The organism is Streptomyces sp. CNZ287, assembly GCF_007827615.1.
Map to the genome: position 1 here is coordinate 1 of NZ_VISV01000012.1, position 14443 is coordinate 14443.

The 14443-nt window shown below is 72.5% G+C and carries 13 protein-coding genes and 1 pseudogene; 8 read left to right on the forward strand and 6 right to left on the reverse strand.

The features are described from left to right. Positions 1-444 precede the first annotated feature (444 nt). Positions 445-807, reverse strand: a complete 363-nt coding sequence (locus FB457_RS21235) for an MvdC/MvdD family ATP grasp protein (RefSeq protein ID WP_052770304.1) — start codon at positions 805-807, stop codon at positions 445-447. Then, positions 807-1061, reverse strand: coding sequence for a putative ATP-grasp-modified RiPP (gene tgmA / locus FB457_RS21240; RefSeq protein ID WP_145782846.1), 255 nt, complete (start codon positions 1059-1061; stop codon positions 807-809). The genes FB457_RS21235 and tgmA overlap by 1 nt, the downstream gene beginning before the upstream one ends. 164 nt (positions 1062-1225) lie before the next feature. On the opposite strand from tgmA, the gene FB457_RS21245 reads away from it, so the two are divergent. The 3 genes from FB457_RS21245 to FB457_RS21255 all read left to right on the forward strand — a co-directional run bounded on the left by FB457_RS21245 (position 1226) and on the right by FB457_RS21255 (position 3590). After that, entirely contained in the window at positions 1226-1681 is a 456-nt protein-coding gene (locus FB457_RS21245) for an ATP-binding protein (protein ID WP_047016143.1), read from the forward strand. Between the two features lie 192 nt (positions 1682-1873). Beyond that, positions 1874-2965, forward strand: a complete 1092-nt coding sequence (locus FB457_RS21250) for a cytochrome P450 (protein ID WP_052770306.1) — start codon at positions 1874-1876, stop codon at positions 2963-2965. A 127-nt stretch (positions 2966-3092) separates the two neighbouring features. Further along, positions 3093-3590: a GNAT family N-acetyltransferase gene (locus tag FB457_RS21255; RefSeq protein ID WP_047016145.1), complete on the forward strand. Its 498-nt coding sequence runs from the start codon at positions 3093-3095 to the stop codon at positions 3588-3590. A 2-nt stretch (positions 3591-3592) separates the two neighbouring features. Here the strand turns inward: FB457_RS21255 and FB457_RS21260 are convergent. After that, positions 3593-3760, reverse strand: a pseudogene (locus FB457_RS21260) (XRE family transcriptional regulator); the annotation flags it as partial. A gap of 179 nt (positions 3761-3939) precedes the next feature. Between FB457_RS21260 and FB457_RS21265 the strand changes: the two are divergent. Further along, positions 3940-4425, forward strand: coding sequence for a DinB family protein (locus FB457_RS21265; RefSeq protein ID WP_145782847.1), 486 nt, complete (start codon positions 3940-3942; stop codon positions 4423-4425). 285 nt (positions 4426-4710) lie between these two features. Here the strand turns inward: FB457_RS21265 and FB457_RS21275 are convergent, their stop codons facing one another. After that, complete coding sequence (locus tag FB457_RS21275) at positions 4711-5031, reverse strand: DUF6247 family protein (protein WP_145782848.1); 321 nt, start codon at positions 5029-5031, stop codon at positions 4711-4713. 111 nt (positions 5032-5142) lie between these two features. After that, positions 5143-5904, reverse strand: a complete 762-nt coding sequence (locus FB457_RS21280; RefSeq protein ID WP_145782849.1) for an N-acetyltransferase — start codon at positions 5902-5904, stop codon at positions 5143-5145. Positions 5905-6123: 219 nt separating this feature from the next. Between FB457_RS21280 and FB457_RS21285 the strand changes: the two genes are divergently transcribed. Both FB457_RS21285 and FB457_RS21290 read left to right on the forward strand, forming a co-directional pair. Continuing rightward, positions 6124-6366: a type II toxin-antitoxin system VapB family antitoxin gene (locus FB457_RS21285; protein ID WP_253911231.1), complete on the forward strand. Its 243-nt coding sequence runs from the start codon at positions 6124-6126 to the stop codon at positions 6364-6366. Beyond that, positions 6363-6797, forward strand: a complete 435-nt coding sequence (locus FB457_RS21290) for a TA system VapC family ribonuclease toxin (RefSeq protein ID WP_047016150.1) — start codon at positions 6363-6365, stop codon at positions 6795-6797. Before FB457_RS21285 ends, FB457_RS21290 begins: the two co-directional genes overlap by 4 nt. 20 nt (positions 6798-6817) lie before the next feature. On the opposite strand, the gene mfd is transcribed toward FB457_RS21290, so the two are convergent. Further along, entirely contained in the window at positions 6818-10372 is a 3555-nt protein-coding gene (gene mfd / locus FB457_RS21295) for a transcription-repair coupling factor (protein ID WP_145782968.1), read from the reverse strand. Between the two features lie 608 nt (positions 10373-10980). Here mfd and FB457_RS21305 point away from each other — a divergent pair. Continuing rightward, on the forward strand, positions 10981-11778 hold the full coding sequence (locus tag FB457_RS21305; RefSeq protein WP_047016152.1) for an ABC transporter ATP-binding protein: 798 nt from the start codon (positions 10981-10983) through the stop codon (positions 11776-11778). A 1-nt stretch (position 11779) separates the two neighbouring features. Further along, the gene (locus FB457_RS21310) at positions 11780-14365 is read left to right on the forward strand and encodes an FtsX-like permease family protein (RefSeq protein WP_145782851.1); all 2586 of its coding nucleotides are present in this window, start codon (positions 11780-11782) and stop codon (positions 14363-14365) included. Positions 14366-14443 lie beyond the last annotated feature (78 nt).

Here is a 14443-nt window from a genome sequence, read left to right on the forward strand (position 1 = left end):
CCGCCCGACACCGACCCCCCGCACCCGCTCCCCACAACCACCACGTACCCACCCAACGCCCACCGCACCGCCCCGCTACCCCCCGCACCGCCCCCACCGCCCCCGCGCTGTCAGACCAGCCGCATACCCTTGGGCGGGCGTGAGGGCACGAGCGGGCCGGGGACAAGCGGACCGGTGACGAACACACCCGTGACGAACACACCCGTGACGACACACCCGTGACGACACACCCGTGACGAACGGACCGGGGACAAGCCAGCCAACCGCAAGCGGGCCAAGTGCGCCAAGCGGGCCGCGCGGATCACCGCATCCCCGAGCCACCCCGCACGCACCCGCGCAGGCGACCACCCGAGGGCAACACCCGGCACGACACCCACCCGGCCACCGCCCGCCCCATCACGCCGGCAGCATCCACGAAGGCCCTGACGGCTCCCCACGGGTGATTCACGTAGCGGGTGGCGGGCAGAGCCGCCAGCACTCCGCCGAGCCCGTACCGGGCCTGGGCGACCGCCCAGCGGGCGTCCTGCCCGGCCATGTCCCGGGGGCGGAGTTGGGGCGGGGGCGCCGCCAGTACACGGACCGTACGCGGCTCAGATCCAGCCGGCGGCTCGAGGTGGACAGCGTGCCGGCCAGGCCGTGACTGCCGAACTCGGCGTTCACGGTCACGTGCCCGGGAAAGTCGCCCGGGTCCAGGCGAGCCACCGGCACGTGCCGCCGGTTCAACTCCGCGATCACCTCGTCGGCGCTGGCGTCGTCGAGGCGGGTGACGACCACCACCGCCGCACCGCCGCAGGGCGCGGGCGGCATCAGTCGGTGTCTCCTTCCTGGTCGCTGCCCTGGTCCGAGTTGCCGTCGAGGCTCGTCAGGGTGGACGTCTCCCTGGACGTCTCCGAGCGCCTGTGCCGGTCCGTCGCCGGAACCGGCGTACCGTCCGCGTCGATCCACCGGCCGGTCTGCGTGTCCGGATCCAGCACGACCGCGACCGCGGGCAGCACGGCGGCGGCCGGGTACGGGCGCATGCGGGTCAGGCCCCACGGGCGGATATCGGTCTCACCAGGCATCACGGGCTTCTCCTCAGCGGCGAAGGCGGCAAGAACAGGGCTGTACGTCTCCCTCATGGTTACGGGTGGTGACTGGTACCGTCCATCCCGCCGTCGCATACCATCCGGCGCGTACGCGCGTCTGACCTGGCGAACCACCCCTTCCCCGGGCCAGATTCGGGGGTATGACCGCACTCTCCACGCCGCACCCGGCACCCCCGCCCGTCACCGTACGTATGTTCAGCCAGCGCTTCAGCTCCACCCCGCTCGGGGCGCGGCTGGCGCGGCATCTCACGATCGTGCAGCTCCACTCCTGGGGTGTTCCGCAGACCGCCACCGTCTGGGACGCCGCCGCCATCGTCGCCGAGTTGGCGGCGAACGCCGTGACCCACGGCCGTGTGCCCGGGCGGGACTTCGAGCTGCGGCTCTCGCTCCTCGGGCAGGTCGTCCGGATCGAGGTCTCCGACGCCCTGGGGCAGCGGCGGCCGCCGGGGCCGGAGCAGGTGGGCGCGATGCCCGTACCGGAGGGGGAATCCGGGCGCGGGCTGCTGCTCGTCGAGGAACTGGCCGACCGGTGGGAGGTGCTGGACCGGGTGCCGGTCGGCAAGACGGTCCGCGCCGAACTCGACCTGCCCGGCTAGCGGCTGCGGCTTTTTCCGGACAGATCCTGCTTCTTCTCCTCCCTTCTGCTGGGAAGAAGGCGACAATGCACCAAGGCCGGGAGGGGGTGCCGCGGCATGGTTGCGGAGCGTGGTTTCCGCCGGGATCCGATCGGCTTCGTCGAAAGGGCTGCCCGAGCCCACGGGGCTCCCTTCCGATTACCCGGCGGGGCGTTGTGCGTCGCCGATCCCGAGACCGCGGTGCAGGTGCTCCGGGACAATGGCCGGCGGTACGAGGAGGTCACCGAGTTTCTGCGGCCCCGCGGTGGGCGGCTTGCCGACCCCGTGACGCAGGTGGCCGTGGGGCGGGCGGCGCGGCGGGTGCTGCGGGCCCGACTAGCCGGCCGCGAGAACCTGTTCGCGCAGGTCGTCGCCGGGTTGGGCGAGGATTCAAGGTGGCCGCACGCGGGTCACGTGATGGTGCACGATGCCCTCGCCGACGTGCTGCTGCACCCGGACAGCAGCCCGCGGCTGCGTCATCTCATGGCACGCTGCGTCCGCCGGCACGACGTTCTGATCCGCTCGTCCAACCCCCTGGCCCGGGTGCCGCAGCACCTGCTGCGCGCGCGGCTGAACCGTGCGGTGGCCGAAGAGGTACGGATACGCCGGCGGGCGGATAGCGCCACCGGTGCACTCCCCGCGGCGCCGAAGGACCTGCTGGAGGCGGTCCGTACGGCGACGCCCGCGGACACCGACGCGCTGGAGATCGCCGGCGCATACGTCCAGTTGTTCCGCACCAGCGTGGCCCCCGTCGCCCATGTCGTCGCGTGGGCGCTGCTGCTCGCCGCCCACGCCGGGGTCGACCTCGCCGCCGTACGCCCGGACCGGGCCGTGCGCGAAGCCCTCCGCCTCTGGCCCGTCGCCTGGCTGCTCACCCGTACCGTACGGCTGCCCCACGAGGTGGCGGGCGCCGCGGTGGCGCCCGGGGAGACCGTCGCGGTCTGCGTGTACCTCCTGCACCGGAACGAGGACGTCTGGCCGGAGGCGAGCCGCTTCCGGCCCGACCGCTGGGCCCATGCCACCGCCCGCGGGGCGTACCTGCCCTTCGGCGCCGGGCCGCGCGCGTGCACGGGCGGCTCGATCGCCCTCGACGTGGCGACCGCCCTGGTGGCCGCCCTCTCCCACGGATCCCGTCTCGTCGTGCACGGCGGCTCGGCCCGGCCCCGGGTGCAGGGGATCATCACCCCGCCCGACTTCCGGCTGGACCGCCGGGCGACCACCGCGTCCTCCGCTCAGGCGGTCGTTTCGAGCGACGACGGGAGGTGAGGAGCATGCGCAAGTTCATCCGGCGTCTTCAGGACGTGACGGCCAAGCAGGCATGGCGCATCTGGTGAGGTGAAAGACCTGGCCGCGCTCCGCAAAGGGGCGCGGCCGGCACAGTCAGGGGCATTTCATGGAGGACGTACGGGTCCGTCTCGCGGCTGCCGCCGACCGGGCCGTCCTGGAAAGACTGTGGCTGATGTGCTGTCACGACATGACGGAGTTCGGCGGCCAACTGCCCGACCCCGACGGGACATTCCAGAGCCGAACGATCCGGACGGCGTTGACCGGCCCCGGCTGGATCGCCTACCTCCTGACGCTGCGCGGGCGTCCGGCCGGACTTGCGCTCGTGGAAGTCCTGTCCGGCCCGACGCACGTGCTGAGCGCGTTCTTCGTGGTGCGCGGGGTACGGAGATCGGGCGTCGGGCTGCGTGCCGTGCGGCAGATCGTGGCCCGCCACCCGGGGCCGTGGGGCGTCGCCTTCCAGGACGGCAACCCCGCCGCGGGCTGCTTCTGGCGCCGTGTCGCCGCCGAGGTCGCCGGCGATGCCTGGGTCGAGGAACGCAGGCCCGTGGCGGATCGGCCGGAGGTGCCGCCCGACGTCTGGATCTCGTTCAACGCCCGTGCGTGACGCTACGGCTGGTGCCGCTTCGGGTCGGTGCGCACGTGGGTACGTACGCCCCGCAGGTCGAAGAGGATCAGCAGCTCGACCGTCCCGCCGTCGGCGCTGCCCAGCCAGTGCGGCACGGAGGCGTCGAACTCGGCGGCCCCGCCGGGCGGCAGCGTCAGGTCGCGCAGGCCGCGAGCGTGCGCAGACGGGGGGCCCACCGCATCGAGCACGTCCGCCGTCGATCCGCCGTCCACGGACGAGCTTGCCACAACCGCAAAAAGCCTCGCGGTCGGCGGGCCGCCCGCCGACACTGAGCGCACACCCGCAGCCCGCTGCCCGCTGCCCGCTGCCCGCTGAGAGGAGCGCCACCATGGCCACCGCATCCCGCCGCAGGGACACCCCGCCGCCCCGTACCGGAGCCACGGAGGCCGAGACGCTGCGCGGCTTCCTCGACTACCTGCGGACGTCGATCGCCGCGAAGGTCGAGTCCGCCCCGGAACCGCAGGTGCGGACGGCGGGAGTCCCGTCGGGTACGAACCTGCTGGGCCTGCTGCACCACCTCACGTACGTCGAGCGCGCGACCTTCCTGGGCGAACGGGTCACCGACTGGCCGTCGACGTTCGAGGCCCCGGCGGCGTCGACCGTGGCGGAGATCGTCGCGGACTACCGCGAGGCGGTGGCGGGCGCGAACCGGGTGCTCGACGACTGCACGGACCTGGGCGCGCAAGTACCGCGGCGGGGCGGGAAGGCGCCGAGCGTACGGTGGGCGCTGACGCACATGATCGAGGAAACGGGCCGCCACGCGGGCCACGCGGACATCCTCCGCGAACACATCGACGGCACCACAGGCCGCTGACCGGCGCACGGGGCGGGTAGGGGCGTGGGGCGCTCGTAGGTGCGCGCTCAGGCGGCTGTGACGTCGATGACGTTGATGATCAAGTGCCGGTTCGACACCACATATGTGATCACGCCGCCGGTGAAGAACGCCGACAACTGCTGTCGCGGTTGCTCTTGGCTCCGCACCCGAAGGGGTTGCCTGCCAGCTTCTCTTCGAGCGCCTGTAACGAGGACTTCTGCCGAGGAGGCAGGCATTCCTTGACCGCTCGCGCGCGCTCGGCGTAGCGGATCGTGTACGTGGCCATCAACGCCGGTCCCGGTCGGGCCGACACTCGTTCTCGGCGCTCCATGCCCGGCCGTCCTCGTCGTAGAAGACGAGGTCGGCGTCGTCACCGGCGTCGAGACGGCGCACCATGTCCTCGACCTCGTCGAGGTGGCCGGGCGTGGCGCAGGCGATCGCGGCCGGGTGCCACTTGTCGAGTACGGCCGCCAGGGCGTCCGCGCTGAAGTCGGCGGCCGCGGCCATCCACTCCTGCTGGAAGGACTCAAGCCACTCCGGCTTGCGTTCCAGGGCGTGGAGTATGGCCTCCGGGGTCCTCGGGCAGACGGTTTCGGTAGCGCTCATGTCCATCCCTCCAAGTCTGCCGTGGCGGCCTGTGCGACGACGGAAAATGTAGCGGAACCGGACCAGGCGCCTAGACGTACCGGACAGCGGCGACCCGTCCGGGGGAGGTCGTCACCGCAGGTGGTGGCGGACCCAGATGTTGGGTTCCACGTAGACCGCCCAGTTGTGGGCCGGTTCGCAGCGGACCGGAGTGAGGGCGCCCGGGACCGTTGTCCAGCCCTCCTTGTCGAAGGGGAGGCCCGTCCACTCCCGCCACTGCGGGAGCGGGGCGGCGATGACCATCGAGGCCGGGGCCACCGGGTCGGGGGCGGCCAGGGTGGCGCCTGCGCGGATGTGGACGCGGAGCCAGGGGTCGTGCGGGAGGCCGTCGTCGCGTACGCGGGTGGCGTACGCGGATATCGGGGTGTGCGGTTCGTGGTGCTTCGCGCTGGGGCGTACGGGAGCGACGACCTCCGCGAAGCCGCGGTCCGCGGCGGCGGTGCGCATCGCGCCGAGCATGACCGCCGACAGCCCGCCGCCCTGCCGGCCCGCGTCGACGGCCACCTCGATGGCGCTGACGGTGTCGGGCTCCACCCCGTCCCGCCGGTCCTGGAACGCCCAGACCAGCACCTCGTCCCAGCCCCGCCCCGGCAGCGCCCCGTCCCGGCCCGGGCCACGCAGCGCGAACGGTACGGCGAACGCGCGGGCGACCACCGCGCCGGACTCGTCGGTGGCGACGTGGACGTGCTCGGGGAAGACCTCGGCGATCCGCTCGTGGAGGGCGTTGGCGACGTGGTCGTGGGTCATGAACTCCGGCCAGGAATCCGCCATCTCCCAGAGCCGGGCGCGGAGTTCCGGGCGTTCGGCGAGGCTGGTGACGCGGATCGGCTCCATCCGGCGGAGTGTAGCGAGACCCGGGTGGGGTCCGCCGAGGTTAAACGGGGCGTGGCGGGTGGGGCCGAAGTCGGGGGGCAGGGAGCGGACGGGCGGCGTGGCGGTGCGATGAATCCCGCGTGCGGTCCACTGCGATGCGCACACGCATACGCAGGGTGATAGTTCGACACGGAGTGGCATCGCGTATGGGAGTATGGGTCCATGGGTATGGTGAGCCATATGAAGACCACCGTCGACATCTCCGACGCGCTGCTGACCGAGGCGCGCCGGACAGCCCGGCGTAATGGGACCACGCTCAAGGCCCTCATCGAGCAGGGCCTGCGCGCCGTCCTGGAGGAAGAGGCCGACCGCGCCGCCTTCACGCTGCGGGACGCCAGCGTGACCGGCGACGGGCTCCAGCGGGACGTGCGCGGGGCGAGCTGGGACGAGATCCGTGACCTCGCCTACGGGGACCGGGCGTGATCGCACTCGACACCAACGTGCTCGTCTACGCCCACCGCGCGGACAGCCCGTTCCACGACGCCGCCGCGGTGGCAGTGCGCGCGCTCGCCGAGGGGTCGGTCCCGTGGGCGCTGCCGTGGCCGTGTCTGCACGAGTTCTTCTCCGTCGCCACCCACCCGCGCATCTACCAGCCGCCGAGCACCACCGAGCAGGCGCTGACCCAGATCGACGCCTGGCTGGAGTCCCCCACCGCCGTCCTCCTCGCCGAGGGCACCGGGTACTGGCCCGTGCTCCGCGAGGCGCTGGAGCAGGGCAAGGTCGCCGGGCCGATGGTGCACGACGGGCGCGTCGCCGCGCTGTGCCGCGTGCACGGTGTACGGGAACTGTGGTCCGCCGACCGTGACTTCAGCCGGTTTCCCGGTATCCGGGTGCGCAATCCTCTCCAGGGGTGACGCCCGCCCCGCTCCCGTCCCTACGAATCCAGGATCGTCGTCAGCAGTTCGCCCACCCACGCCAGCAGTTCGCGGCCCTTCAGCGGCTGGGCGCCCATCTGCTTCGGCTTCGGGCGGTCCACCAGGATCTGGTTCAGCGCCGGCTTCACCACCGCGCCCGGGTACAGCCGCTTCAGCCGTAGTTCCTGCGACTCCCGCAGCGACACCGGGCTGAAGCGGATACGGGTGCCCTGCAAGGTGATGTCCGCGACGCCGCAGGAGCGGGCCAGCATGCGCAGGCCCGCGACCAGCAGCAGGTTCTCGACCGGCTCCGGGAGGGGGCCGTAGCGGTCGGTGAGTTCCTCGCGGACCGCGCGGATGTCGTCCTCCGACGTCACCGAGGCGATCGCGCGGTACGCCGCCAGGCGCAGCCGTTCGCCCGGGGCGTAGTCGTGCGGGACGTGGGCGTCGACCGGCAGTTCGATCTTCACCTCCGGCGGCGGCGCCTCCTCCGTGCCGCCCTCCAGCGTCGCGCGGTAGTCGGCGACGGCCTCGCCGACCATCCGGACGTACAGGTCGAAGCCGACGCCCGCGATGTGGCCCGACTGCTCGCCGCCCAGCAGGTTGCCCGCGCCGCGGATCTCCAGGTCCTTCATCGCGACGTACATGCCGGCGCCCATCTCCGTGTGCTGCGCGATGGTGGCGAGGCGTTCGTGCGCCGTCTCCGTCAGCGGCTTCTCCGGCGGGTACAGGAAGTACGCGTAGCCCCGCTCCCGGCCGCGGCCGACGCGGCCCCGCAACTGGTGGAGCTGCGAGAGGCCGAAGGTGTCGCCGCGTTCGACGATGAGGGTGTTGGCGTTGGAGATGTCGATGCCGTTCTCCACGATCGTCGTGGAGACCAGCACGTCGAACTTCTTCTCCCAGAAGTCGACCACCACCTGCTCCAGCGCCGACTCCGACATCTGCCCGTGCGCCGTGGCGACCCGCGCCTCCGGCACGGCCTGCCGCAGCCGGGCGGCGGCGCGGTCGATGGACTCCACCCGGTTGTGGATGTAGAAGACCTGGCCCTCACGGAGCAGTTCGCGGCGGATGGCGGCGCCGATCTGCTTCTCCTCGTACGGGCCGACGAAGGTCAGCACCGGGTGCCGCTCCTCCGGCGGGGTGGTGATCGTCGACATCTCGCGGATGCCGGTGACCGCCATCTCCAGCGTGCGCGGGATGGGGGTGGCGGACATCGTCAGCACGTCGACGTTGGCGCGCAGCTTCTTCAACTGCTCCTTGTGCTCCACGCCGAAGCGCTGCTCCTCGTCGACGATGACCAGGCCCAGGTCCTTGAACCGGGTGTCGGAGGAGAAGAGCCGGTGCGTGCCGATGACGATGTCCACCGAGCCCTCGCGCAGCCCGTCGAGCACGGCTCTGGCCTCGGTGTCCGTCTGGAACCGCGACAGCGCGCGCACCACCACGGGGAACTGCGCGTACCGCTCGGAGAACGTGCCCATGTGCTGCTGCACCAGGAGCGTCGTCGGTACGAGGACGGCGACCTGCTTGCCGTCCTGCACCGCCTTGAACGCCGCCCGCACCGCGATCTCCGTCTTGCCGTACCCCACGTCGCCGCAGACGAGGCGGTCCATGGGGATCGGCTTCTCCATGTCCTCCTTCACCTCGGTGATGGTGGACAACTGATCGGGCGTCTCCACGTACGGGAACGCGTCCTCCAGCTCGCGCTGCCACGGGGTGTCCCCCGCGAAGGCGTGGCCGGGGGCGGCCATGCGCGCCGAGTAGAGCTTGATGAGGTCGGCGGCGATCTCCTTGACGGCCTTCTTCGCCCGGGACTTGGTCTTGGCCCAGTCGGAGCCGCCCAGCCGGTGCAGCGTGGGGGCCTCGCCGCCGACGTACTTGGTGACCTGGTCGAGCTGGTCGGTGGGGATGTAGAGCCGGTCGCCGGGCTGGCCGCGCTTGGCGGGGGCGTACTCCACCAGCAGGTACTCGCGGGTGGCGCCCTGGACCGTACGCTGCACCATCTCCAGGTAGCGCCCCACGCCGTGCTGCTCGTGCACGATGTAGTCGCCTGCCTGGAGGGTCAGCGGGTCGATCTGCTTGCGGCGCCGCGCGGGCATCCGCGCGCCCTCGCGGCCGGCGGCCTTCTGCCCGGACAGGTCGGTCTCGGTGAGCACCGCGAGGCGCAGGCCGGGGGCGACGAAGCCGTGGTCCAGCTCGCCGCAGGAGACGTGCACGACGGACGGGGCGAGCGCGTCGGGGGCGAGGTCCGCGTCGAGGCGGGCGGCGATGCCCTCGCCGCCGAGGACCTCGGTGGTGCGCTGCGCGGGGCCGTGGCCCTCGGTGAGGTAGACCACGCGCCAGCCGTCGGCGAGCCAGCCCTTGGTGTCGGCGAGGGCGCGGGCGGTGTCGCCCCGGTAGACCTCGGGGGCGTGCAGGCCCAGCTCCAATGTGTCGTCCTCCAGCTCCGCGTCGGCGGAGAAGGGGCTGACCGACCACCACATCATGCCCAGCTCGCGCGCGTGCTCGCGGACGTCGGCGATGCCCCACAGCGAGGCGCGGCCCAGCAGCTCCAGGTCGATCGGCGCCTCGCCGCCCCCAGCGGAGGCGGCCCAGGACGCCTGGAGGAACTCCTGCGAGGTGGCGACCAGGTCCGCGGCGCGGGTCCGCACCCGCTCCGGGTCGCAGGACACCGCCATGCTGCCGGCGGGCAGCACGTCGAGCAGCAGCTCCATGTCGTCCACGAGGACCGGGGCCAGGGACTCCATGCCCTCCACCGCGATGCCCTCGGCGATCTTCCCCAGCATCTCGCCGAGCTGCGGGTGCCGTACGGCGAGGTCCGCGGCCCGGGCCCGGACGGAGCCCGTCAGCAGCAGCTCGCGGCAGGGCGGCGCCCACAGGCCGTGCTCGGCGACCTCCAGGGAGCGCTGGTCGGCGACCTTGAAGTAGCGGATCTCCTCGATGTCGTCGCCCCAGAACTCCACCCGCAGGGGATGCTCCTCGGTGGGCGGGAACACGTCGAGGATCCCGCCGCGCACCGCGAACTCGCCGCGCTTCTCGACCAGCTCCACCCGGCTGTACGCGGCCGCCCCCAGCGCCTGCACCGTCTCCTCCAGGTCGGCGGACCGGCCGCTGCGCAGCGCCACCGGCTTGAGGTCGCCGAGGCCCTTGACCTGCGGCTGGAGCACGGAGCGTACGGGCGCGACGACGACGGAGACAGGGCCCGCCGCCGCGTCGTCGGGGTCCGGGTGGGCGAGCCGGCGGAGCACGGCGAGGCGGCGGCCGACGGTGTCGGAGCGGGGCGAAAGCCGCTCGTGCGGCAGGGTCTCCCACGCCGGGTACTCCACCACGGCGTCCTCGCGGCCGGGCGGCATCAGCGAGCGCAGGGCGGCGGCCAGGTCCTCGGCCTCGCGGCCGGTGGCGGTGACGGCGAGCACCGGGCGGCGGGTACGCGCGGCGAGCGCCGCGAGGGCGAAGGGGCGGGCGGCGGGCGGGCCGACGAGGTCGACCTGCGGCCGCGCGCCGCCCTCCGCGGCGGTCACCGCCTCGGCGAGCGCGGGGTCGCGGACGACGGCGTCGAGCAGGCCGTACAGGCTCATGGGGCATCCGCTCCGGGGGCTGGGTGCTGGCTGTGTGGGCAGGCGGCTGGCGCCGCGGGCAACGCGAACAGCCCGAGGCGGCGGACGCCCCGGGGGTCTCCAGCGTACGACGCCCCACCGACACCCCGCGCCCCGAGCGGCCGGACCGCCCCTGCGGCGGCGGCCGGCCGGCGCCGCGCCACCCGGCGCCCCCGCGCCCGCCCCGGCCCCGAACCCCCGTACTCCCCGCACCGCTGCCCACCGCCCCGCGCCCTCAGCCCGAAGCCGCAGGTGCCGCCGCGGAACCCCGACCTCCGGCCCGTACCGCCCCGCGCACCCCTAAGGGCACGCCCCTGCCGGAAAGCAGGGGCGGGCTCCTCCGTCCGGCCGACAAGACCGCCCGCGCGGCTGTCTAGCCTGGTCAGGCGGGTCGACGGCGGAGACGGCGGGCCGGGCGGGGGGTCCTTCCCCAGGAGCGGGGTGGGGATATCCCCACACCCGATACGGCGCCAGGCACCAGGGATTTCCCGGCCGCCGCTCACGAGACTCGTACAGACGACGAAGCAGCACCGCGGCAGCGGTGCGAACAGGTTCCGCAGGGCGGTTCCGCAGACGAAGGAGACACGACTGTGACTACGGCTGTAGCGGCGCGCACGGCCGTCGCCGCACGAGCGCGACAGGTGACCAAGGCGTACGGCTCGGGGGAGACGCGGGTCCTCGCTCTCGACAATGTCGATGTGGACATCGCCCGGGGCCAGTTCACCGCCATCATGGGGCCCTCGGGGTCCGGCAAGTCGACCCTCATGCACTGCCTCGCCGGCCTCGACACGGTCACGGCGGGCCGCATCTGGATCGACGAGACCGAGATCACCGGGCTGAAGGACAAGAAGCTGACCCAACTGCGGCGCGACCGCGTGGGCTTCATCTTCCAGGCGTTCAACCTCCTGCCCACCCTCAACGCACTGGAGAACATCACGCTGCCCATGGACATCGCGGGCCGCAAGCCCGACCGCGAGTGGCTGGAGCGCGTGGTGGGCACCGTGGGCCTGGCCGACCGGCTCAAGCACCGCCCGAGCCAGCTCTCCGGCGGCCAGCAGCAGCGCGTGGCGGTGGCGCGGGCCCTCGCCTCCCGGCCGGAGATCATCTTCGGCGACGAGCCGACGGGCAACCTCGACTCCCGCGCCGGCGCCGAGGTCCTCGGCTTCCTGCGCCGCTCGGTGGACGAGCTGGGCCAGACCATCGTGATGGTCACCCACGACCCGGTCGCCGCCGGCTACGCCGACCGCGTCCTGTACCTCGCCGACGGCCGCATCGTCGACGAGATGTGGAACCCCACCTCCGAGCAGGTCCTCGACCGGATGCGCCTCTTCTCCGGGGGAAACCCCCGGACCCCCGCCTTCGACACGCAGCAGGGCTCGGTGGCCTGAGATGACCGTCTTCAAGACCTCCATGCGCAACTTCTTCTCCCATAAGGGACGCATGGCGCTCTCCGCCGTCGCCGTCGTGCTGTCGGTGGCGTTCGTGTGCGGCACGCTCGTCTTCTCCGACACCATGACCACCACCTTCGACCGGCTCTTCAAGGCGTCCGCCTCCGACGTCCGCGTCAGCCCCAAGGCCGCCGACAACGACGACGGCGAGTGGGGCCGCAAGCCGCAGCCGACGATGCCGGCCGCGGACCTGAAGCGGGTCGAGAAGGTCGACGGCGTCAAGGCCGCGGACGGCGAGGTGGCCAACGACGCCATCACCGTCGCGGACGCCGACAACGACAACCTCGGCTCCACCACCGGCGCCCCCACGATCGGCACCAACTGGGACCGGCTGGAGCTGGAGACCGCCGAGATCACCTCGGGCCACGAGCCGCGCGGGCCGAACGAGGTCGTCATCGACGCCGACGCGGCCGACAAGCACGGCGTGGAGATCGGCGACGAGATCCGTACGATCGCCGCCCCCGGCTCGTTCACCTCCGAGGTCGTCGGCATCGCCACCTTCAAGATCACCAACCCGGGCGCGACGATCGTCTACTTCGACACCGCGACCGCGCAGGAGAAGCTCCTCGGCAAGCCCGGCGTCTTCTCCTCGGTGAACCTCACCGCCGAGGCCGGCGTCTCGAACGAAGAGCTGCGGGCCGAGGTCCGCAAGGCCGTGGCCGACTCCGCCGAGCCCCTCAAGGTGCAGACGAAGGACGAGGTCGTCGAGGAGAACAAGAACGACCTCGGCAGCTTCATGGACGTCATGAAGTACGCCATGCTCGGCTTCGCCGGCATCGCCGTCCTCGTCGGCATCTTCCTCATCGTCAACACCTTCTCGATGCTCGTCGCCCAGCGCACCCGCGAGCTGGGGCTGCTGCGGGCCATCGGGTCCAGCCGCCGCCAGGTCAACCGCTCGGTGCTCGTCGAGGCGCTGCTCCTCGGCGTGATCGGCTCGGTCCTCGGCGTCGGCGCGGGCATCGGCATCGCCGTGGGGCTGATGAAGCTCATGGGCGCGGTCGGCATGGAGCTGAACACCGCGGACCTGACGATCAACGCCACCACGCCGGTCGTCGGCATCGTCCTCGGCGTCGTCGTCACCGTGCTCGCCGCGTGGCTGCCGGCCCGCCGGGCGGGCAAGGTCTCGCCGATGGCCGCGCTGCGCGAGGCCGGCACCCCGGGCGACCGCAAGGCGGGTGCCGTACGGACCGCGCTGGGCGTGCTGCTCACCGCGGGCGGCGGCGGGCTGCTCTTCCTCACCACCCGCGTCGAGGAGGCCGCCGACGGCGCCATGTACCTCGCGGGCGGCGTGCTGCTGTCCCTGCTGGGCTTCATCGTCTTCGCGCCGGTGCTGGCCGGTCTGCTGGTACGGGCCCTCGCGGCCGGCGTGCTGCGGATCTTCGGCCCGGTGGGCCGCATGGCCGAGCGGAACGCGCTGCGCAACCCGCGGCGCACCGGGGCGACCGCCTCGGCGCTGATGATCGGCCTGTCCCTGGTCGCCTGCCTGTCGGTGGTCGGGTCCTCCATGGTCGCCTCGGCGACGGAGGAGCTGGACAAGTCGGTGGGCGCGGACTTCATCATCCAGGCCGACATGGGCCAGCCGATCGTCCCGGAGGCGGCCAAGGTCCTCGACGGCGCCCCGCACATGGAGCACGTCACGCACTACAAGGCGCTCGACGCGGACCTGACACTGCCGGACGGCGAGACGGTCGAGGAGTACAGCCTGACGGCCGCCTCCGCGACGTACGCGCAGGACCTCAGGACCGAGACCGTGCGCGGCGACCTGGCCGACGCCTACAAGAAGGACAGCATGTCCCTCGGCGAGGACTTCGCCAAGGACCACGGGCTGAAGCTCGGCGACACCCTCACCGTCGACTTCGCCGACGGCGGCACCGCCGAGCTGACGCTGCGCGCCGTCACCTCCTCCGAGACCACGCTCGACTCGGGTGCGGCGTACCTGAACCTGACCACGGCGCGGGACTACATCAAGGCGGGCGACCTGCCGTTCGACGACATCATGTTCGGCAAGGCGAAGGAGGGCCAGGAGGAGGCCGCGTACGCCTCGCTGAAGGAGCTGATGGACCCGTACCCGCAGTACCAGGTGCGCGACCAGACCGACTTCAAGCAGACCCTCAAGGACCAGGTGGGCCAGATGCTCAACCTCGTCAACGGGCTGCTGGCGCTGGCGATCATCGTGGCGGTCCTCGGGGTCGTCAACACCCTGGCCCTGTCGGTGGTCGAGCGGACCCGGGAGATCGGGCTGGTGCGCGCGATCGGGCTGTCGCGCAGGCAACTGCGCCGGATGATCCGGCTGGAGTCGGTGGTGATCGCCCTCTTCGGCGCACTGCTCGGGCTCGGGCTCGGGCTGGCGTGGGGCACGGCGGCGCAGCAACTGCTGGCGCTGGAGGGCCTGAAGGTGCTCGACATCCCCTGGCCGACGATCGGGGTGGTGTTCGCGGGCTCGGCGGTCGTCGGGTTGTTCGCGGCGCTGGTCCCGGCGTTCCGGGCGGGCCGGATGAACGTGCTGAACGCCATCGCGACCGAGTAGCGGCGGTACGCGGTGGTGGGGCCCGGCGAGCCTTGGTGGGCGTTCGCCGGGCCCCGAGCCCGTTCCCGGTACGGGCGG

Excerpts from the sequence above, each read along its gene's own strand:
- mfd (WP_145782968.1), bottom strand. The coding sequence starts at position 10,372 with ATGAGCCTGTACGGCCTGCTCGACGCCGTCGTCCGCGACCCCGCGCTC.
- FB457_RS21245 (WP_047016143.1), top strand. The coding sequence starts at position 1,226 with ATGACCGCACTCTCCACGCCGCACCCGGCACCCCCGCCCGTCACCGTA.
- FB457_RS21285 (WP_253911231.1), top strand. The coding sequence starts at position 6,124 with ATGAAGACCACCGTCGACATCTCCGACGCGCTGCTGACCGAGGCGCGC.
- FB457_RS21310 (WP_145782851.1), top strand. The coding sequence starts at position 11,780 with ATGACCGTCTTCAAGACCTCCATGCGCAACTTCTTCTCCCATAAGGGA.
- FB457_RS21280 (WP_145782849.1), bottom strand. The coding sequence starts at position 5,904 with ATGGAGCCGATCCGCGTCACCAGCCTCGCCGAACGCCCGGAACTCCGC.
- tgmA (WP_145782846.1), bottom strand. The coding sequence starts at position 1,061 with ATGCCTGGTGAGACCGATATCCGCCCGTGGGGCCTGACCCGCATGCGC.
- FB457_RS21275 (WP_145782848.1), bottom strand. The coding sequence starts at position 5,031 with ATGAGCGCTACCGAAACCGTCTGCCCGAGGACCCCGGAGGCCATACTC.
- FB457_RS21235 (WP_052770304.1), bottom strand. The coding sequence starts at position 807 with ATGCCGCCCGCGCCCTGCGGCGGTGCGGCGGTGGTGGTCGTCACCCGC.
- FB457_RS21255 (WP_047016145.1), top strand. The coding sequence starts at position 3,093 with ATGGAGGACGTACGGGTCCGTCTCGCGGCTGCCGCCGACCGGGCCGTC.
- FB457_RS21265 (WP_145782847.1), top strand. The coding sequence starts at position 3,940 with ATGGCCACCGCATCCCGCCGCAGGGACACCCCGCCGCCCCGTACCGGA.